Consider the following 18,785-nt stretch of genomic DNA (forward strand, 5'->3'; position numbering starts at 1 on the left):
TAGTATGGATACGCAGCGAAAAGACTTGTCTTATTTCAGGCTACAGCTACAAGAACTATTAAATACCAGCTTTCCCGAAAAAGCTTTTGACACAAAATTTATAGACCAGCGTTCCTCCTGGGCTGCCAATGCCTATGAGGGCGCTTTTATGGCGGGAAATCCCATAGAACAATGCGATGAAATAGCAAATTACATTCTTTTTGAGGGCTTGCATTTTTCCAGATTCGATACCGTTTTCCAAGTGGTCTGCAATGAGTTCGACACCAATATGGCAGATGAGGAGTTGCGACCGTTCGCCCTGAAAATGCTCCCTATTTGTGAACCTGTTTTCGCTCGATATGAACTGACCGATGATTTCGCATACGGGTATGAGTTTGACCTGCTCTATACCGAACTCACCGGAACCATAGCCATCTGGATAGAGGAAAATGGGCTTCAGTAAAAGGCAACATCTCCAACAGAATATTGATGCTTTACGGATTGCTTTTAAACTGGAAAAGGAGAAACGACAAGCCACCGTAGGCGAAAGACTGCTCTTGATGCAATACAGCGGATTTGGCGGTCTTAAATTCGTGCTGAACCCCATAGCAAACGAAACAGACATCAATCATTGGAGAAAAACCGAACACGATCTTTTTCCACTTACGCAGGAACTCCACCAGCTACTCAAAGAAAACTCCCAGGACGATAAGCAATATCGCAGATATGTGGATAGTATGAAACGCTCCGTACTGACAGCTTTTTATACCCCGCCACAAGTCATTGATGCAATTTCATCAACCTTGCGTGACAGCGGTCTGAAGATGGATAAATTTCTAGAACCCTCCGCAGGAATTGGCTCATTCATCCAGTCCTTTTCAGAAAGCCAAATCCCAAGTATTACCGCTTATGAAAAAGATCTGCTCACCGGCAAGATTCTAAAGCAGCTATATCCCGAAAGTAATATCCGCATCAGCGGTTTTGAGGAAATACCCGAAAGGGAACAGAATACTTATGATGTGGTTGCCAGCAACATCCCGTTCGGCGATACTTCCGTGTTTGACCTTTCCTATTCTAGGAGTAAAGACACGGCAAAAGTACAGGCGGCCCGGAGCGTCCACAATTACTTTTTCCTGAAAGGAACGGATATGCTCCGTGAGGGTGGTGTATTAGCGTATATCACTTCACAGGGGATTCTAAATAGTCCGAAGAACGAGCCAATCCGCCGGGCATTGATGGAGAATAATAACCTGGTTTTAGCCGCTCGATTGCCCAATAACCTGTTTACCGACTATGCCGGAACAGAGGTTGGCAGCGATCTGATTATCCTCCAAAAGAACACGGCAAAGCAAAACCTGAGCGAAGTTGAAGAACGGTTTTGTCAAAGCAGGCAAACAGAATATGGCACCCCGGGTAATGCCATTTTTCAGGACAACACAAGAATTGTACATACCGACTGGAAATTAGACACTGATCCCTACGGACAGCCTGCATTAATCTACACGCATAAAGACGGTACGAATGGTATCGCTAAAGACCTCAAACAAATGCTTTCCGAAGATTTTGGAAAGCACTTGAATTTGAATTTATACAAAGAGGAACGGAACGATCAGTCCTTTATACAAAGTCCTTTCACTCCAACGGTTAATCCTCCGGTTATCGATCCTGTCATCATTAGGCAGGAACCGAAACCCGTACCTGCTGCCTATCAAGAAAGTCCAAAAGAATTAAAACAGCTAAGCATTTTCGACCTGTTTGAAAATACAGACGAACCCGTAACAGTTGCTGCTACATCCAAAGGAACGCTACAACCCAAAAGGCAAACCTCTAAAAAAAGAAGGGCGGCAATAGGTCGCCAGACAAACCTGTTCGGTGGAGTGATGCAACAACCACATACACCACCAAAACCTAACGGAACTGCACAAATAAACGGAAAAAAACAGGAAGCTATCGGTGACCTGTTTTCACAAATAAACGGGAATGGTCAGACTGAAAAGCAAGCCGATTCCAGCATTATTGCTGAACCTGCCCCGTATAGTGGCGAATTGCAACCCTTCCACAGAAACGATTGCCTTGTAGTGGATAAGGGATGGGTGGGTCATTTGCAGGATGTAGATACAGCAGACGGTTCGGCTATTTTCCACCCGTTACAATTACCGCCTTTACAAAAGGCAAGAGCCGAAGCCTATATCGAAGTGCGTGATGTTTACCAAAAGCTCTATATCAAAGAAGCGGAACAACAGCGTGAACATCAAGAAGAAAGGGAAAAGCTTAACCGCCTTTACGACGTCTTTGTCAAAAGGTGTGGCAACCTTAATAGTGCCGAAAATATCAAGCTCATCAAAACAGACAGTTCCGGAAAGGAAATCCCTTATCTGGAGCGTGTTGTTGGCGGGGTGGTGCATAAAGCGGATATATTCCATCGTCCTGTAAGTTTCTCTACCGCAACATTAGCTACCGACAATCCTAAAGAGGCATTGGCGGCTTCGCTCAACAAATACGGAAGCGTGGATCTGGGCTATATGTCCGAAATCAGCGGTATGACCGACGATGCCTTGAAAGAAGCCCTGCATGGTCGTATTTTTTACAACCCACTCCAAAAGGAATACGAAATATCCGAACGCTGGATTGCTGGCAATGTGGTCGAAAAGGCTGGAGAGGTACACGCCTACCTCAAAAACAATCCCGATGATACGGAAGCGAAAGCAAGTCTTACCGTTCTGGAAGAAGCCCGACCAAGGCGTATCGAGTTTGAAGAGCTGGATTTTAACCTCGGTGAACGCTGGATACCCACTGGTATTTACGCCCGTTTTGCTTCGCATTTGTTTGATACGGAAGTGCTGATCCATTATTCCGATAGCACCGATGACTTTTCGCTAAAATGCGACCGGAAGAATGTGCATATATGGGACAAATACGCCGTCAAATCGGAAAGCCGAACCTTTGACGGGATAGCCCTGCTAAAGCATGCATTGGTCAATACTACACCCGATATTACCAAGAAAATTAAGGTCGATGATAAAGAGGTCAAGGTGCGGGATATGGAAGCCATCCAAATGGCGAACACCAAGATTGACGAAATCCGAACCGCTTTTTCCGACTGGCTGCATGCGCAAAACGATGAGTTTAAAAAGCGGCTGACAGACCAATACAACGACACCTTTAACTGTTTTGTCCGCCCAAATTACGACGGAACCCATCAGGACTTTCCGGGATTGGACCGCAAGGGATTAGGTATGCAAGACCTGTATTCCAGCCAGAAAGATACCGTCTGGATGATTAAGCTAAATGGCGGCGCCATTTGTGACCATGAAGTAGGTGCAGGAAAAACACTGGTTATGTGTACCGCTGCACAAGAAATGAAGCGATTGGGATTGGCACACAAACCGATGATTATCGGGCTGAAGAGTAATGTTCACGAAATAGCCGAAGCCTACCGAACTGCCTATCCGCATGCCAAGATATTGTATCCCGGCAAGCAGGATTTTACGCCCAAGAACCGCCTGCGGATTTTCGGGGAGATTAAAAACAACGATTGGGACTGCATAATCCTTACGCACGACCAGTTCGGAATGATACCCCAATCGCCCGAAATGCAAAAAGAGATCCTCGAAATCGAACTGGACAGTGTGGAGCGGAATCTCGATGCGCTCCAAGCCCAGGGGAATGAAGTAACTCGGGGGATGCTTGCCGGAGCAATCAAACAGAAAGAAAACCTTGAAGTCAAGCTAAAGACATTGCAATACGATATCGAAAACCGCAAAGACGATGTCGTGGATTTCAAAATGATGGGCATCGATCATCTATTCATAGATGAAAGCCACCAGTTCAAAAACCTGATGTTCAATACCCGGCATAACCGTGTTGCCGGATTGGGCAATATGGCAGGGAGTCAAAAGGCGATGAACCTGCTCTTTGCCATCCGGACCATTCAGGACAGGAAGGATAGTGACATGGGAGCTACCTTTCTTTCCGGGACAACTATCAGTAATTCGCTGACAGAACTGTACCTGTTGTTTAAGTACCTCCGCCCACGTGCTCTGGAAAAACAGGGCATTAACTGTTTTGATGCCTGGGCTGCCATATATGCAAGGAAAACGACGGACTATGAGTTTTCGGTAGCCAATAACATTGTGGCGAAAGAGCGTTTCCGCTACTTTATCAAAGTGCCGGAGCTGGCTCAATTCTACTCTGAAATCACGGATTACCGAACGGCAAAGGATATAGGTATTGACCGTCCCGAAAAGAACGAGGTATTGTACAATATTCCACCCACACCGGATCAGCAGGTATTTATCCAAAAGCTGATGGAATTTGCCAAAAACGGTAATGCCACTTTGCTTGGGAGGGAACCGTTATCGCAAAGGGAGGAAAAGGCAAAGATGCTCATCGCCACCGATTACGCCCGTAAGATGTCGCTGGATATGCGTATGGTAAGCGGCAGGTACGAAGACCATCCCGACAATAAGGCTTCGCATTGTGCGGTAAACATTGCCAAATATTACAACAGGTACAACACACAGAAAGGAACACAGTTCGTGTTCTCCGACCTGGGCACCTATAAGCCCGGTGAATGGAATGTGTACTCCGAGATCAAACGCAAGCTTGTGGAAGATCACGGCATACCCGCACACGAAGTTCGATTCATTCAGGAAGCCAACAATGATAAGAAACGTAAGGAACTCATTAAGGGAATGAACGAAGGTAAAATCCGGGTGCTGTTTGGTTCTACCAGCATGCTGGGTACCGGGGTCAACGCACAGAAAAGAGCCGTTGCCGTGCATCATCTGGACACGCCGTGGAGACCGAGCGACCTTGCCCAACGGGATGGTCGGGCTATCCGCAAAGGCAATGAGATTGCCAAATTCTTCGCCGACAATAAAGTGGATGTTATCATTTATGCGGTAGAAAAATCATTGGACAGTTATAAGTTCAACCTTTTGTACAATAAACAGCTATTTATCGACCAGCTAAAATCCAACAACCTCGGCAAACGTACTATCGACGAAGGCAGTATGGATGAAAAATCGGGAATGAACTTTTCCGAATATGTAGCAATTCTTTCCGGCAATACTGACCTGCTGGACAAAGCCAAGATAGAAAAGCAGATTGCCGGATTGGAAAGCGAAAAACAAGCCTTCAACCGCTCCAAATTCAGTTCCAAGTACAAGCTGGAAGATACTATGGCAATGCTTGAAAGCGCCGAATCCCGCTTGCAGCGGATGAGTCTTGATTGGAATAATCTACAGGAGCGGATACAAAAGCGTTCGGACGGTACTGTTGCAAACCCCGTTCTGCTGGACGGATTATCACCCAATGCGGATATAAAACAAATTGGTGCAAAGCTCAACCAAATTGCTGACAAAGCCCGCACCGGAGGTGATTATCAGGAAATAGGCAGCTTGTATGGCTTTCAATTACTGGTCAAAACCGAAACATCTGAAAAAGAGGGGATGGATATACGGGTAAACCGCTTCTTGGTTCAGGGCGAAGGCAATATCAAATACACCTATAACAACGGTATCATCGCCAAAGACGAAAAGCTGGCCGCAATGAACTTTTTGAATGCCTTGGAAAAACTGCCCGGTTACATGGAGCAGGAACAGAAGAAAATAGCGGAACTTCAAAAAGATCTGCCAGTTCTCAAAGAAGTAGTAAACGGTACATGGGCAAAAGAAAGCAGATTAAGCGAGCTAAAAACCGAGTTGGCAGCTGTTGACCGTAAAATACAGCTATCCATTTCTCCTGAACCCAAGGAAGAGCAAAAAACGGCTGAGGTTATAGAACAAAGCCCTCTGGCAACCGTCGATATGGCTAACTCAAACTTGATGAGGAATGGAATTCACTGATCCCGAGGGCTATAATTTCACCCGTTTTGGGGAAATTAATTTTGCAACAGGAGTTACCCACAGTTACAGTTACACAGTTGTTATTGGGTATTTTTCTTGTCTTCGCCACGCCACTTTTCATTTGTTCTAATATCGGAATATGACACATATTGTCCAGTATTTGGCGCCCAATCAAAGTAAACTGCCTTCCCTAGTTCAATGTCCTTAGTCTGGTCTGTTGTCAGGGACAATTTTTGTTCAAATAATTTCTCCGTTTTATTGTTAGGGGTTTCAGCATATACTTCAAGTCTATATTCTCCAGAAACGAAATTCCATTGTTCATTTTTCGGCAGTAAAAAATGATGATAAACTGATATACCTGTCTTACTTGCAAAAAGTCCGCTACCTCTGACAATCCCATTGTCACCGTAAGCCCAAACATTAAAATTTTGTATTGTCTCAGCCCGGTGAATTTTCACAAACATATTTTGAATGTGTTGCCCTTGGTCAGCAGTCGCATAAAGTAATGTCCGAATAAATATTTTTGGTTCATCATTGCCATTTTGTCCAAGAAAACAGATGATTGAAGGTCGTGTCATTTTTAAACTGCCTTTCCTAATTCTCGTCAACCAAAAAGTTAGTCCAGAAATGATAAGTGATATTATTGAAATTGTCAAAGCCATGTTTTCTGTTGTCAATTGCCTGCACATCGGTTTCTGTTTTAAATGGCCCTATGCCCCAAATATACGCATTAATCCCCTGTGTACGGAGACCATCGTAGCCCTTCCAACAATCACTTCTCATCCTGTTCATCCATCTTTTTAACAAGGCTTTCCCGCAGGGTGTCGATGAATTTGGTACGGTTGATTTTCCTGCCGCGCAGTTCCAGGTAGGTATGGTAAAAATCCCCTAGGTCAACATTGAACATCTTTTCAATTTTTTTTGTGATGACTTTTATATCAGCGTTTCCGTGGTCAAATACACCCTGAGCATGCATGGCATAGATGAGTTCGATTAAGGCCGTTTTGCTGCTCGTCCAGTTTAGGTTGGGATTTTTCGCCATTCGCTTGTCCAAGTAACGGGAATTATAAAGCTGGTCTTCGATATATACCTGTATCATATCATTGGCTATAATTTCGGCAACCTTATAGTCGTGGGAGGAGGAAAAGTTGTGATCTGACTGGATATAGTACGGTTCTAAACAGAGTTTGTAATCGTGTTTTCCCCTGACAAAGAGGATTTCATCCAGGTAGGTGTTATTGGTGCGATAATACTTGTAAAACTCAAGATTCTCGTCAAAATACCGCTTGAGTTTGCGCAATTCCCTATTCAGGTACTTTTTAGTCGCTTTACAACCGTAAGGTTTCTTAGTCTCTATCCTGTAGATTGAGTTATAGAAAATCAGCTTTGAGACGATAATCGGTTTCCTGTGTTTGAAAAACTGAATTTCCTCGTTGGTGTCCTTAAACCCCTTTGTTAAAACATGCTCTTTAACTGTAGCCAGGCATCGAACAATAAGCTCAATTCCAGCCTCGATGCGCTGTATTGAAAAATCAGGTTCGATCTCCAATTCTTTTATTCCTGATTCCAGTTCCAGCAACCTTTGATTGAAAAATTTCTCCATAACGTAATTATGTTTGATGATAAAATTATCTTGAAAGATATGTTTTTCCGGGTATATGAACCTTTTAATACCTTCTTGCCTTAGCATCAGCGTATTATTATAGAGCTACCCGTTATTTTTGTTTTCGCTCTCTTTCACAACAAGATGCTGCAAGCTTGGATCATTTTTGATTCGCTCCAGCTCGTTCCCGACAATACCCAAAATGTCCGATTTTATCTGGCGGTAATTGTTTTCAATCTGTTCTTTCATCTTATCCTCTCCCTGCTCATCAACGAAAGAAAGAATCTGAGGTATCTCCCGATACGCTTTGGTTTCGGCGGCAACCTTTTCATTGTCCACGACAATTTCAGCGTGAAAAATCTTTTGCTCAATGCGTTCATCGTAATTATCCGATACTGATCCCACGAACATCCCCTGCGTAAGCGTTGAGATTTTGGAAGCAGGTATCAAGCTGTCCATTTGAGTGGATATGGAGGTTGATTTGTCGTTTCGATTAATGGTCAGGCTCTGGCGTTTCTGCAATACCTTGCCAAAGCGTTCCGAAAGATTCTTGGCGGTTTCACCAACCACCTGACCACTGAATACATTACCAACGGTATTTTGTATCACTTTGCTTTCCTTATCGCCGTAGTCACGGGTTAGTTGCGAAAAATCCTGAAATCCCAAACATACAGCCACTTTATTACTTCTGGCAGTTGCGATTAAGTTATCCAACCCCCTGAAATAAATCGTGGGCAGCTCATCTATGATCACGGAGCTTTTCAATTGCCCTTTTTTGTTGATAAGCTTGACAATCCTTGAATTGTACAAGCCCAACGCTGCCGAGTAAATATTTTGCCGGTCGGGATTGTTTCCCACACATAGAATTTTTGGCGCTGCCGGATTATTGATGTCCAGCGAAAAATCGTCTCCGGTCATTACCCAATACAACTGCGGACTGATCATCCTTGACAAGGGGATTTTTGCCGAAGCAATCTGCCCTTGTAACTGATCTTGTGCGCCACCTTGCCAGGCATCCATAAAGGGCGATAGATAATTTTCCAGTTCAGGATAGGAAGTCAAGATCGTGAAAACGTCTGCGTATTTTTTATTCAACAACTCGATAGCGTGTGGAAACGTACAGTATTTTCCATTATCATAAATTTTGAGAAACCAGATGATCGCTGCAAGCAATATAATTGGGGATTCCACAAAGAAATCTCCCTGCTTTTGTATCCAGCTACGGTTCAGGTTTAGCATGATGGTATAAGCTGCCTCGTAAGCATCGGATATGTCCGTCATAAAGTCGGGGTTCAACGGATTACAACGATGGCTTCTCCGTGGGTCGTCAAAGTTGATGACGTAAAACTTCGGTTTTACCTTGTACTTATCGCTGTGCTTCAATAAATGGTTGTAGGCAATGGTGGAAAGGTCGTCAAACTTAAAATCATAGATATACAGGGAGAAACCTTTCTCGATCTGCTGCTTGATGTAGTTGTTTACGATGGCATACGATTTTCCTGATCCCGGGGTTCCGAGTACTATCGTAGCCCGAAAAGGATTGACAACATTGATCCAGCCGTTGTGCTGTTTCTTGCTGTACCAGAATTTGGTAGGCAGGTTAATGGAATACTCGTTTTCCATCAATCTGGTTTCCTGCATGAAACTTTCGTTTTCGCTGTTGAACACATCATCCATAAGGTTGTTGTTAAGCAGGCGGTGCATCCAAACACCCGCCATCAATAGGGCAATGTATCCGGCAGCAAGGGTGAGTATATAAAGGGAAGTCCCAGCGACTGGCGATAGCTTCAAGAGTGGCGTATTCAGGAAAAACAATACAAACCCAATTCCCAAAGCAACAAAGATCTTGCTCCAGGTTATCTTCTCGTTCTTGACACCTTTGGTACCCAGACAGCTTAATGCCAGCAAAACCAATGCAAACAGTTTAGTATAAAGGGGATGTGAAAACAAGCCCGCCGTCCGGTTGAAATTTCCTAATATTTTGTTGATGATTTCCAGTATCCAACCACGCTCTGAAAAGAAACCGTAGCAAAACCAATAAAGGTGCATCAACACCAAAAGGATACTTACCGCACGCATAAAAGCCATGATTTTGGCCAGCCCCCGTAAATCGTCTTCTCCCTGCATTTTTTGTAATTAAATGTCCAAACGGAAATTTAAGGGAGAAGAAGACCGGCGATACGAATGTGGCAGTCAGTGGCGGAGCGTGGCAATGTTTGTCCAGATGCTATTGATGACCTCTTCGGCGTTTTTTTCTTTTCTTCATCCTATTAGCAAAAGCCTGTTCCTCATAATCTTCGCCTTGCGCTTCTGGCAGCAATCCACCCAATGCTTCGATTAGGCCACTTTCAGGCTTTTCAGAAGTATTCAAGAAGTTGAACAAGTGGTGCGGTTCTTCGGCAGGAAGAACAGCATCATTTGATGTGGATAGTTTGGATGGTGCCAGGGCAGGCTCTTTTATATCCGGTTTGATATTGTGGTTCCAGTAACCATTAAAGGTGTTGGCAGAAAATTCCTTTCCTAATCGTGAGCCGTTCCAGACCGTCTTGGAATTGTGGTCAATGAACGTCATTCCATAAATACGCCCGGTATCATTTCTCCGTGCCACTACGTTAATGCCCTGTTCAGCTAACTGCTTTTTAAAAGCCTGCTCATCGCTTGTGTTTTTCAGGGCAATGGTAACGGCTGCTTTTAAGGTCTGCTTGCTTGGGTCGTTTTTTAATGCCGTTTTACATTTTGCAAAATGCAATTCCAAAGCCGGAATCCCAGCATTCTTCCCGAAAAGCGAAGCCTTGAACGGATGTCCGGATTTTTCACCTTTTTCATTTAAGGGAATGTACAATAAACCTTGTTGGGGCTTTCCCTGTAATTCGCCCTCCACTTTTTCAGTAGTTATATTGAATAGGGAAAGCAAAGCATTGTATTCTCCCAAAGTCTGGAACTGGTAATAGCTGGGCAAGTGGCGAACAACCGAAGCGATTTGACTTTTTATATCACCTGCTCGGTAGTCCACCGGACGGAAAATCTTTTCGTTCAGCCGTCGTTCCTTATCGGTTGCAGGTATCAGACCGTACTTGCTTTCCAATTCGCGGCATACCTTCATCGACCGCACTTTCTCAAACTTGTCAGAAATCTTTTTGCCCTGCTCGTCCACGCAGACCGATACGATATGGATATGGCTTCGGTCAATATCGGTATGCTTGAATACGACAAAAGGCTGTTCACCGTAACCCATTCCCCGCATATATTCTTCCGCCATCTTCCGGAACTTCTCGTCGCTTACCTTGTCTTTCGGGTCCGGATTAAGGGAAATATGCAGAGTATGTTTTTCGGTATTGCGGTTGGCAATCAGATAAGGAGCAAAAGATTGGGCTAATTGTGGCACGGAATAATGCCCGCTTGCGTTTTCAATCATCTTATTGGCAAACAAAATCTTACCGTTTTCCTGCTCCACTTTAAGCTGATTGTACGCCAATGCCCCATATAAATTTGCGCTTCTACCGATCTTCGCAATCATTTTTACCGCTGTTTTTTCAGATATTTTGCATCAAACTCCGCGCTTATCTGAATGATTTTTTGACAAAGCACCGCCATTTCAGCCGTCTGTTTTTCCAGTTTATACAGATATGCTGCTGCTTTTTTCTCGGAAAAATGACGGTACAGCAGTTTCACCACCTGATTATAATTCACGCCAACGGAGCGGAATTGACTATGAAAGGAAGTCAAACGCATATAAAAATCCACCGTTCCTTTGTCAATTTGAATGGTCTTTACCGTGTTGTTGAAGATACAGGACATTATAAAATGTGCCTTTACCTGCATACTCGATTTGTCAAAAAGAGCAAGAAATCGAGCGTGTCGTTCTTGATTAAAGGAAATGGTGTACCGAATCTTCGCCGGATCCTTTTTTGGCCGGCGTCCGGTCTTTTTCACTTGTTTTTTGTTGTTCTCATTCATCGCTAATCCATTTTAATTACCACAGAAAACCCTGACTTCGGAAGGTGTTTTTAGCTCCCTGCAAGGGCAAGTTGTTTTGAGCATCGGAAATCGTTTGGAGATGCTCAAAACACAACTTGCCGTGTTCCGGTGAACACAAGAATCCGCCCTCCGGGACGGATTAGATATAGCAGGGAAAAACGGCTTTAGGCCGTTCCTGTTACCCCCCCATTTTGTCAAAAGTCCTTTGCATAAATCTGCTATTAAAAATCCTTCTACAAAGTAAAGTCCTATCCATTAGAGCACTGCACTGTTGCGCAGTGCCAAACACTGCCCCTCAACGCCAAACAGTGCCACAGCTACGCCATCGAATAATATTGATGGGTTCTTTGTCCTTGAATGTTGGCAGGAAGACAGACCGTCCGTGCTTCAGGACCAACAGACGGCGTGCATTCAAGATGGCTGGTTATCCAGCCTGCTTGATTTCCGGAATACAAGAAAGCAAGATTGCAGGAAAGCTTGCTATCCATATATCCTGCCCACCTGATGAAATGCTTGAAGGACGGAATGAAAGCAAGACGTCAATCCTGCCTGATGAGCTACCGGAATGAATGCCGTGCTGCCGCACTGCAAGGAAGCAGGTATGATCGCAGGCAAGGCTGATAGCTATCCTGATAGAAAGCGGGAAATCAGAACGGCTTGCCGGAACGCCTGCAAGCCTGCAAACAGTAATTTGAAAACTTTAAATTTTTAAAATATGGACACAAAAAAGAGAACTCTGTTTATCGCCTTTTCTTCTCAAAAAGGAGGGGTTGGCAAAAGCACATTTACGACGCTTGCAGCGAGTACCCTGCACTATCGCTTAGGTTACAATGTAGCCGTATTTGATGCAGATTTTCCGCAGCACAGCCTGATGAAAATGAAGAAAAGGGATTTGGCCATGGTCATGGAAAACGAGGCTTTGAAAAAGCTGGCATACAAACAATTTACGACCATCAATAAAAAGGCCTATCCCATTATGCAGCACAGAGCTGACAGTGTGTTGGAAGCGGCTCAGGAGTTTGCAAATACTTCGTCTGTTCCTCTTGATGTGATTTTCTTTGACCTGCCCGGAACGGTCAACACGCCCGGAATCCTGAAGGCATTGGCTGGAATGCACCACATTTTCACCCCCATTACGGCAGACCGTGTGGTAATGGAAAGTACGCTCATCTTCACTCAGCTTTTGCAGGACGTGATTATGAAAAAGGGAGAAACTTCCATCGAAACCATTAACCTCTTCTGGAATCAGGTTGATGGCAGGGAAAGGACGCCGCTATACGCCGTATATCACAATCTCATCCATCAATTAGGGTTGAGTCTGATGCAGAGCCAAGTCAAGAACAGTACACGCTTTCGTAAAGAAAGCGAAGTGAACAGCAAGACCGTTTTCCGCTCTACCGTAATGCCTCCCGATGAACGCTTGATGAAAGCCTGCCAGTTAGACCTGTTCATCAGCGAATTTTTGAAAATCATTCAATTATAGCCTTATGGAGAACGATCATAAAAGAAAAGCCACGCCGGATATTAATGAGGAACTGATGATGAACCTGATGGTCGATGGCGTCAAAAAAGAAGGGATACGGCTTCCTCCTGAACCACCCGAAGTTCGGGAAAAGGAAGTGGCAAAAGAAGGCGTAAAACGGGAAGAATCACCACGGAACAAAGCTGTTCAAAGAGAAAAGAGCCGGGCGAGGAAAAATCTTGACGGAAGTTACGGCGACCATTTTTTGAAAAGCCACGCCATGACAAAGCGCGGTGATAAAAGCATTTATATCCGGCAAGAATACCACGAACGATTATCCCGTATTGTCCGGGTTATTGGAAAAGATGAAATACCCCTGTATGCCTATCTTGACAACATTCTGGAGCATCATTTTGAAATGTTTGAGAAAGCGATTACGGATGATTTCAATGAAAATTTTAAACCCATTTTTTAAAGCATTTGATAATGGAAATAGTAATGGTGATTTGCCTGCTGATAGTCATTGCCCTGCTTTTGCAGGACAAGATTGTCATCAATAAAAGATCAGACCAAAAACCCACGCAGGAAAAAGTGAATCCACACCTGCCTGATATTATGGGGCAACCCAAGCCTGTAAAACGACTTTCGGTGCCAAAGACTGCCAGGGAACGCCAAATTGAGGAACCGGAAGCGAATCCTGATAACTTAGACATCGAATACGACGAGAATGAGCAAGTCGCTATTCAAGTTCCGCAGGAAGAACTGGATGAAGTATTCAGCAATACGCCTGATTTTGAAGAAGAGGAAGAAGAATGGAACAGGTATGGAAATTCCGGAGGCGATAACGGTCTTGCCCAGGGGGTTACCTTCGAGGAACTAAGCACCGTGGGGATGCTGCTGCAAAAAGACATATTGGAGCCATCCCAGAAGGAAACAGCAGTAGCCATAGTTCAGAAAATACAGGGGACCGAATTATTCAGCCTACTGGAAAATTCTATGGAAAGTGCTTCCCAAAAAATAGCCATGCTGTTGGATAAAAGCCTTTCTGCTGAAACGGAAGCCGGTTCTTCCACTTTGCGGACAACTCATCTGGATGATTTTGATATCGGGAAGTTTGTGTAAGCAAGCTCCCTTTTTCACGCGAATAAATAATAGTTAATTTTTTTGTTTTTCAATCATTTATAAAAATCAGTTAAGAACATCTTTTAGGTAAAATTTTCATGCACATGCTCTTGGTGATACTCTTTTGTGCTTAACTGATAAGGTCAGTTTCATTTTCGTGGTTTTCCCAATAGTAAAATTCGACCTTTGTTAAAACTTATGCTACTTGAAAAGCTTCCTCCCCAAGTTGTGCTAATTGCTTTTTGTAATAAGCAACCAGCTTATCTCTCTTAAAATTGTCGAGGTGGTCTGCTCCCAGTTCTTTGTAATCTACCTTGTCCTTGAGTATGTGGTAGGAGGCAATCAGGATTTTATGTCCTAAAGCAATAATGGTTTTCTTTTGCCCCGTCTGCCCACCAAAATTTTGTATTTTGTTTCAAAATAGATGTTTTTTGTCCTGGATGCTGCCCAGCCCAGCTCCACCAGTGTGGAACGTAGGTATTTGTTGCCATAGGTTGGAACCTTCAAGGGTTGGACTACATGGCAACAATCAGAAGATTAGGATTGATAGCTTACCGAATCTGCATGATATTTTCCGCTTTGCGGATCATGGAAGTGCGCCACATTATACACGATAAAAATATTGGCGCATTCGACAGTGCCACTGGAGAAATATTATCCAATAGCTGTCAAACAGGCGACACTTCCCATAAACTGATTTGTGAGGAAAGGGATTTTCAAGCTTCGCTTTCAATGGTCAAAGTACTGGTTAAGCATTCAAGCAAAGTATTTGGAGAACTTCCACAAGAAGAGCCTAAGCCAACTCGCATGAATAAGAAGGAGAAGTTTCTGTATGCCTTACCACAAACCTTCAACCGTCAGAAGTACCTCGAAGTAGCAAAAGTAATGAGCATTCCGGCAAAGACAGCCGAAGGCTACATTGCCAACTTTGTGAAATCAGGTCTTATCCATCGTGAGGCACACGACCAGTACATAAACACCTCACTTGAGGAATCGAATTAAAAAATGTTAATTTGCAATACCCTTGCACATTAACATTTTGCGTGTGTCTACGGGTATATGAACTCCATCTTATCCATATCGTTCAGTTTTCTGTTCCTGATGCAATTGCAATCCAAACTACCAGTAGGTCAAAAGACAGTTAATTTCCGCTGACATTTAACAGACAAATCGGCATGATGAGGGGCTGAGGTTATCAGCCCCTCCTTCCAAGCAGATTTTTACAAGCGGCTTCTCCCAAGGTCGCTTGTGGAATGTTGCCATAACTAACGGTCATGCTTGCATCAAAAGCCTCAACCGAAAGAACAGTAATCTCAGTATCCAACTTCAACCGGTGACTATTCAGGTAGTGAAGAAATTCTTCACTGGAATTCGCAACTGCCAGCAAAGTGAATTTATCACCTGCCTTGCAATCGCTGAGCTTGTTATATTTCGGTTTTTCAACATTTCCCTCATTGTCAGGAATCGGAGAGCCATGTGGATCAATGGTCGGGTAGCCCAAAAGCTTGTCCATCCGCTCAAAAAACAAAGGTGAATGCACGTGCTCCACCTGTTCGGCTATTTCGTGCACCTCCTCCCAGCTAAATCCCATCTTCTCTACCAGGAACATTTCCGTGAGCCGATGCTTTCGCACGATGAGCCCTGCTTCTTTAAGCCCCCGACTGGTCAGTTTCAGAGGTTTGTAACTTTCGTAATGCACCAAACCTTTTTCAGCCAGCTTTTTCATCATGCTGGTGGCTGTGGGCATTTTTATAGATAACTGATCCGACAGATCCTTGACGCTCACATCTCCATTTTCATGGGAAAGGTGAAAAAGATTCAGGAAGAGGTGAGGAATAATGGATTTTCAGCCAAGAATGCTGAAGTCACCATCGTTGGCCAGTTGGTTAAGAACGAAAATGCATGGCAAGTAAATGTTAATGGGGAGACTTTTATTGTGAGTTCTGATACACCTTCAGAAATAGTCAAATCCCTAAACACCGGGAAGATCAAGCTAAAAGTTTTTGTGAAAGATAAAGAGGACAATCACTTAAACGGTACTTGGGATATAAGGATAGTTGAAGTTCTAAAATCTTGAATTTTACAATGAAGAAAATACATTATTAAGCGTAAGCCTGCTTTCTGTTATCATCTGTTAAAACCGAAGGAAGGGGATTGTTGCGTGTATTGCTCCTATGGCTCAGCACCTTGTCCACCAGTACAATTGGATTCTGATCAAGCATGTTGCTAGCGTAGACAATGCTTTATGTGACATACATCATGTTTTGACATGTGCAATGTCATAGCCCTCTCAATAACCGTTGCGTACTTTCGAGTCATATTGAAGGGGATAACAAATAGATACCCCTTCACTGGATGGCATTTTACATCAAAAGGCTTATGAAGCGCAACTTATATATCGTCCTGCTCATTGCAATGCTCCTCCCTGGCAAAGGGATGGCAGTGTTTCAGCACTTTTGCGGGGGCGAACTGATTAGCTTCGAGCTTTTTCTAAAACACTACGAACCATGCTGTGACGATCACAGCAACCCTTGTGATGGCTGTGAGGATCAGGAAGCCATCTTCTCTCTCGATGATTTCAGGACACCTCATTCTGACATTCTGGTCATTGATTTTTTACATGCGGCAATGGCTCAGCCATCTTTCCATTTGCCTTCTACACAATTTTTCGAGTCAAGAAACTACACAACTCCTAAAAAGGCTCCCCCCGGCTGGTCAGGGCGGTATCGCTCTATCCTGTTCCAGTCATTTCTTCTGTAATTCTACATTTGACGTTCAATTGTATTGTCACACACACAGCTTCCTGTAGTGTACAATACTTTATCAAATGTAAAATCTAAACAAAAGAAGAAATGAAAACTTCACATATCTACATCAAAAACATGGTGTGCGAGCGGTGTATCATGGTGGTGCGCCAGGGGCTCGAAAACCTCGGTTTCCAAATAGCCTGCATCCATTTGGGTGAGGCAGTGATTATTGGGGAGCTCAATGATGAACGGATCAGCCTGATTCAGGAATTCCTAAAGCAATCAGGACTTGAACTTATCGAAGAAAAGAAGCTCCGGCTCATTGAGCACATCAAAAGCCTTGTAATCGATTACGCACGCTCCGGGTACCAAGTGCAGGAAGAAAAAATTTCAAGCTATCTGTGCCGACATCTTGAACACGATTACGGCTATTTAAGCACCCTGTTTTCGTCTTTTGAAAACATTACCATTGAACGCTACCTCATCCTGCAACGGATTGAGCGGGTGAAAGAACTGCTGATCTACAATGAACAAACCTTGAGCGCCATCGCCTTTCAGGCGGGTTACAGCACGGTTCAGTATATGACCAGCCAGTTTAAGCAATATACAGGAATGACCCCTAAAGAATTTCAAAAGCTCTTTCTCAACAGGAGAAAGTTTATTGATCGGCTATGCTAGTCAATAATTCTGTAAAAAACGGATATACAGACTATAATTTCCTGAACGAACGCTATTCAAAATGTGAGATAGCTTGAATTTATCACAATTAAATAGTTGATAATCAATAATGTAGATGATTTTAAATTTTAAACTTCAAAATGGAACACCAAGAAAATTACGTAAAAGATCAGGCTTGTTGAGCCAATAAATTTGCAGGCGTTTGGCGCTATTTGGATTCGTTCGGTTGGCGGTCTACAACCAAACGCAGGATGCGAAAGGAACAGACTAAATGTCAATTTGACTGATGTGTCAATGTTAGAAAGTATTCATTTAAATAAATAAACCATGTTACCAAAAACCATGAAAGCGGCTGTGGTCACAGAGTTTGGCCAACCGCTTAAAATTGAAGAGATACCTGTAAAGGCCCCAAATGAAAACCAAATCCTGGTGCAGGTAATGGCATCAGGAGTATGCCATACGGATTTGCATGCAGCTGATGGCGACTGGCCTGTCAAGCCCAGGTTGCCGCTCATTCCTGGCCATGAAGGCATTGGCTATGTGGCGGCTGTGGGCTCCAATGTAAAAAACACCAAAGAAGGTGATATAGTGGGTGTTCCCTGGCTCTACAGTGCCTGCGGTCATTGCGAGCATTGCATTACAGGTTGGGAAACACTGTGCGAGTCGCAGGTAAACGGAGGCTACAGCGTAGATGGCGGCTATGCGGAATACGTATTGGCAGATCCCAATTATGTAGGGCGGTTCAGCGGAGCCATAGACTTTGTGCAAATGGCCCCTATTTTATGTGCGGGTGTAACGGTGTATAAAGGCCTAAAAGAAACCGAAGTGCGACCAGGACAGTGGGTGGCCATTTCAGGCATAGGTGGCCTGGGTCATGTGGCAGTGCAATACGCAAAAGCCATGGGTTTGCATGTGCTTGCAGTGGATGTGTCAGATGACAAATTGAACCTGGCCAAAAAGCTTGGAGCTGATAGAGTGGTCAACGGTAAAAATCCCGATGAAGTGATGAATGCCCGGAAAGAAACGGGTGGTGTTCATGGCGTGTTGGTCACGGCTGTGTCACCGGTGGCTTTCCGGCAGGCACTGGACCTGCTACGCAGAAAAGGAACGTTGGTAATGAATGGACTTCCTCCAGGTAGCTTTGACCTGCCCATTTTTGAAACCGTATTGAATCGCTATACGGTGCGTGGCTCCATTGTTGGCACCAGGAAAGACCTGCAGGAAGCTATCGACTTTGCAATGGAAGGAAAGGTAACCACCACGGTAAAATCCGCTCCGCTGGAGGATATCAACCTAATCTTTGATCAAATGAAAAAGGGACAGATAGAAGGCCGTATGGTGCTGGATATTGGTCATTAACCCACCTA

At 44.0% G+C, this 18,785-nt stretch carries 18 protein-coding genes; 11 read left to right on the forward strand and 7 right to left on the reverse strand.

Annotated elements, in window-relative coordinates:
- Positions 1-4 precede the first annotated feature (4 nt).
- Positions 5-442 carry a DUF1896 domain-containing protein gene (locus FHS59_RS04885; RefSeq protein WP_137404685.1) on the forward strand — a complete coding sequence of 146 codons (438 nt, stop codon included), beginning with the start codon at positions 5-7 and terminating at the stop codon, positions 440-442.
- The gene (locus tag FHS59_RS04890) at positions 429-5,828 is read left to right on the forward strand and encodes an N-6 DNA methylase (RefSeq protein WP_184493597.1); all 5,400 of its coding nucleotides are present in this window, start codon (positions 429-431) and stop codon (positions 5,826-5,828) included. The genes FHS59_RS04885 and FHS59_RS04890 overlap by 14 nt, the downstream gene beginning before the upstream one ends.
- A gap of 80 nt (positions 5,829-5,908) precedes the next feature.
- On the opposite strand, the gene FHS59_RS04895 is transcribed toward FHS59_RS04890, so the two are convergent.
- The 6 genes from FHS59_RS04895 to mobA form a co-directional block, all read right to left on the reverse strand.
- Positions 5,909-6,406: a hypothetical protein gene (locus FHS59_RS04895; protein ID WP_015267006.1), complete on the reverse strand. Its 498-nt coding sequence runs from the start codon at positions 6,404-6,406 to the stop codon at positions 5,909-5,911.
- Between the two features lie 16 nt (positions 6,407-6,422).
- Positions 6,423-6,611 (reverse strand): hypothetical protein, encoded by a 189-nt coding sequence (locus FHS59_RS04900; protein WP_184493599.1) that lies wholly within the window; start codon positions 6,609-6,611, stop codon positions 6,423-6,425.
- Positions 6,601-7,431: an RteC domain-containing protein gene (locus FHS59_RS04905; RefSeq protein ID WP_184493601.1), complete on the reverse strand. Its 831-nt coding sequence runs from the start codon at positions 7,429-7,431 to the stop codon at positions 6,601-6,603. Before FHS59_RS04905 ends, FHS59_RS04900 begins: the two co-directional genes overlap by 11 nt.
- Before the next feature lie 105 nt (positions 7,432-7,536).
- Complete coding sequence (gene mobC, locus FHS59_RS04910; RefSeq protein ID WP_015267003.1) at positions 7,537-9,558, reverse strand: conjugal transfer protein MobC; 2,022 nt, start codon at positions 9,556-9,558, stop codon at positions 7,537-7,539.
- 100 nt (positions 9,559-9,658) lie between these two features.
- Positions 9,659-10,948 carry a conjugal transfer protein MobB gene (mobB, locus tag FHS59_RS04915; RefSeq protein ID WP_137404687.1) on the reverse strand — a complete coding sequence of 430 codons (1,290 nt, stop codon included), beginning with the start codon at positions 10,946-10,948 and terminating at the stop codon, positions 9,659-9,661.
- 2 nt (positions 10,949-10,950) lie between these two features.
- Positions 10,951-11,388 (reverse strand): conjugal transfer protein MobA, encoded by a 438-nt coding sequence (gene mobA / locus FHS59_RS04920; protein ID WP_015267001.1) that lies wholly within the window; start codon positions 11,386-11,388, stop codon positions 10,951-10,953.
- A 736-nt stretch (positions 11,389-12,124) separates the two neighbouring features.
- On the opposite strand from mobA, the gene FHS59_RS04925 reads away from it, so the two are divergent.
- The 4 genes from FHS59_RS04925 to FHS59_RS04940 all read left to right on the forward strand — a co-directional run bounded on the left by FHS59_RS04925 (position 12,125) and on the right by FHS59_RS04940 (position 14,995).
- Positions 12,125-12,892, forward strand: coding sequence for a ParA family protein (locus FHS59_RS04925; RefSeq protein WP_015267000.1), 768 nt, complete (start codon positions 12,125-12,127; stop codon positions 12,890-12,892).
- 4 nt (positions 12,893-12,896) lie between these two features.
- Positions 12,897-13,346, forward strand: a complete 450-nt coding sequence (locus FHS59_RS04930; RefSeq protein WP_015266999.1) for a DUF3408 domain-containing protein — start codon at positions 12,897-12,899, stop codon at positions 13,344-13,346.
- 11 nt (positions 13,347-13,357) lie between these two features.
- Entirely contained in the window at positions 13,358-13,993 is a 636-nt protein-coding gene (locus FHS59_RS04935; RefSeq protein ID WP_015266998.1) for a hypothetical protein, read from the forward strand.
- 588 nt (positions 13,994-14,581) lie between these two features.
- Entirely contained in the window at positions 14,582-14,995 is a 414-nt protein-coding gene (locus FHS59_RS04940; protein ID WP_041738750.1) for a hypothetical protein, read from the forward strand.
- Positions 14,996-15,188: 193 nt separating this feature from the next.
- On the opposite strand, the gene FHS59_RS04945 is transcribed toward FHS59_RS04940, so the two are convergent.
- Positions 15,189-15,779, reverse strand: coding sequence for a metal-dependent transcriptional regulator (locus FHS59_RS04945; RefSeq protein WP_317168168.1), 591 nt, complete (start codon positions 15,777-15,779; stop codon positions 15,189-15,191).
- Between the two features lie 12 nt (positions 15,780-15,791).
- Here FHS59_RS04945 and FHS59_RS04950 point away from each other — a divergent pair, with 12 nt between their 5' ends.
- From FHS59_RS04950 to adhP, 5 genes are all read left to right on the forward strand, one after another.
- Positions 15,792-16,070: a hypothetical protein gene (locus FHS59_RS04950; protein ID WP_184493604.1), complete on the forward strand. Its 279-nt coding sequence runs from the start codon at positions 15,792-15,794 to the stop codon at positions 16,068-16,070.
- A 54-nt stretch (positions 16,071-16,124) separates the two neighbouring features.
- On the forward strand, positions 16,125-16,223 hold the full coding sequence (locus FHS59_RS23520; protein WP_430623644.1) for a GDCCVxC domain-containing (seleno)protein: 99 nt from the start codon (positions 16,125-16,127) through the stop codon (positions 16,221-16,223).
- A gap of 149 nt (positions 16,224-16,372) precedes the next feature.
- Positions 16,373-16,753, forward strand: a complete 381-nt coding sequence (locus FHS59_RS04955; RefSeq protein WP_184493606.1) for a hypothetical protein — start codon at positions 16,373-16,375, stop codon at positions 16,751-16,753.
- 92 nt (positions 16,754-16,845) lie between these two features.
- Positions 16,846-17,418, forward strand: coding sequence for a helix-turn-helix transcriptional regulator (locus FHS59_RS04960; protein ID WP_073094974.1), 573 nt, complete (start codon positions 16,846-16,848; stop codon positions 17,416-17,418).
- Positions 17,419-17,745: 327 nt separating this feature from the next.
- Positions 17,746-18,777 (forward strand): alcohol dehydrogenase AdhP, encoded by a 1,032-nt coding sequence (gene adhP / locus FHS59_RS04965; RefSeq protein ID WP_015266994.1) that lies wholly within the window; start codon positions 17,746-17,748, stop codon positions 18,775-18,777.
- Positions 18,778-18,785: the final 8 nt, after the last annotated feature.

Origin of the sequence: Algoriphagus iocasae, assembly GCF_014206875.1 — a bacterium.
Taxonomy (GTDB): Bacteria; Bacteroidota; Bacteroidia; order Cytophagales; family Cyclobacteriaceae; genus Algoriphagus; species Algoriphagus iocasae.

Coding starts and splice junctions, on each gene's coding strand:
- FHS59_RS04885 (WP_137404685.1), top strand. CDS start 5: ATGGATACGCAGCGAAAAGACTTGTCTTATTTCAGGCTACAGCTACAA.
- FHS59_RS04890 (WP_184493597.1), top strand. CDS start 429: ATGGGCTTCAGTAAAAGGCAACATCTCCAACAGAATATTGATGCTTTA.
- FHS59_RS04895 (WP_015267006.1), bottom strand. CDS start 6,406: ATGACACGACCTTCAATCATCTGTTTTCTTGGACAAAATGGCAATGAT.
- FHS59_RS04900 (WP_184493599.1), bottom strand. CDS start 6,611: ATGAGAAGTGATTGTTGGAAGGGCTACGATGGTCTCCGTACACAGGGG.
- FHS59_RS04905 (WP_184493601.1), bottom strand. CDS start 7,431: ATGGAGAAATTTTTCAATCAAAGGTTGCTGGAACTGGAATCAGGAATA.
- mobC (WP_015267003.1), bottom strand. CDS start 9,558: ATGCAGGGAGAAGACGATTTACGGGGGCTGGCCAAAATCATGGCTTTT.
- mobB (WP_137404687.1), bottom strand. CDS start 10,948: ATGATTGCGAAGATCGGTAGAAGCGCAAATTTATATGGGGCATTGGCG.
- mobA (WP_015267001.1), bottom strand. CDS start 11,388: ATGAATGAGAACAACAAAAAACAAGTGAAAAAGACCGGACGCCGGCCA.
- FHS59_RS04925 (WP_015267000.1), top strand. CDS start 12,125: ATGGACACAAAAAAGAGAACTCTGTTTATCGCCTTTTCTTCTCAAAAA.
- FHS59_RS04930 (WP_015266999.1), top strand. CDS start 12,897: ATGGAGAACGATCATAAAAGAAAAGCCACGCCGGATATTAATGAGGAA.
- FHS59_RS04935 (WP_015266998.1), top strand. CDS start 13,358: ATGGAAATAGTAATGGTGATTTGCCTGCTGATAGTCATTGCCCTGCTT.
- FHS59_RS04940 (WP_041738750.1), top strand. CDS start 14,582: ATGGAAGTGCGCCACATTATACACGATAAAAATATTGGCGCATTCGAC.
- FHS59_RS04950 (WP_184493604.1), top strand. CDS start 15,792: ATGGGAAAGGTGAAAAAGATTCAGGAAGAGGTGAGGAATAATGGATTT.
- FHS59_RS04955 (WP_184493606.1), top strand. CDS start 16,373: ATGAAGCGCAACTTATATATCGTCCTGCTCATTGCAATGCTCCTCCCT.
- FHS59_RS04960 (WP_073094974.1), top strand. CDS start 16,846: ATGAAAACTTCACATATCTACATCAAAAACATGGTGTGCGAGCGGTGT.
- adhP (WP_015266994.1), top strand. CDS start 17,746: ATGTTACCAAAAACCATGAAAGCGGCTGTGGTCACAGAGTTTGGCCAA.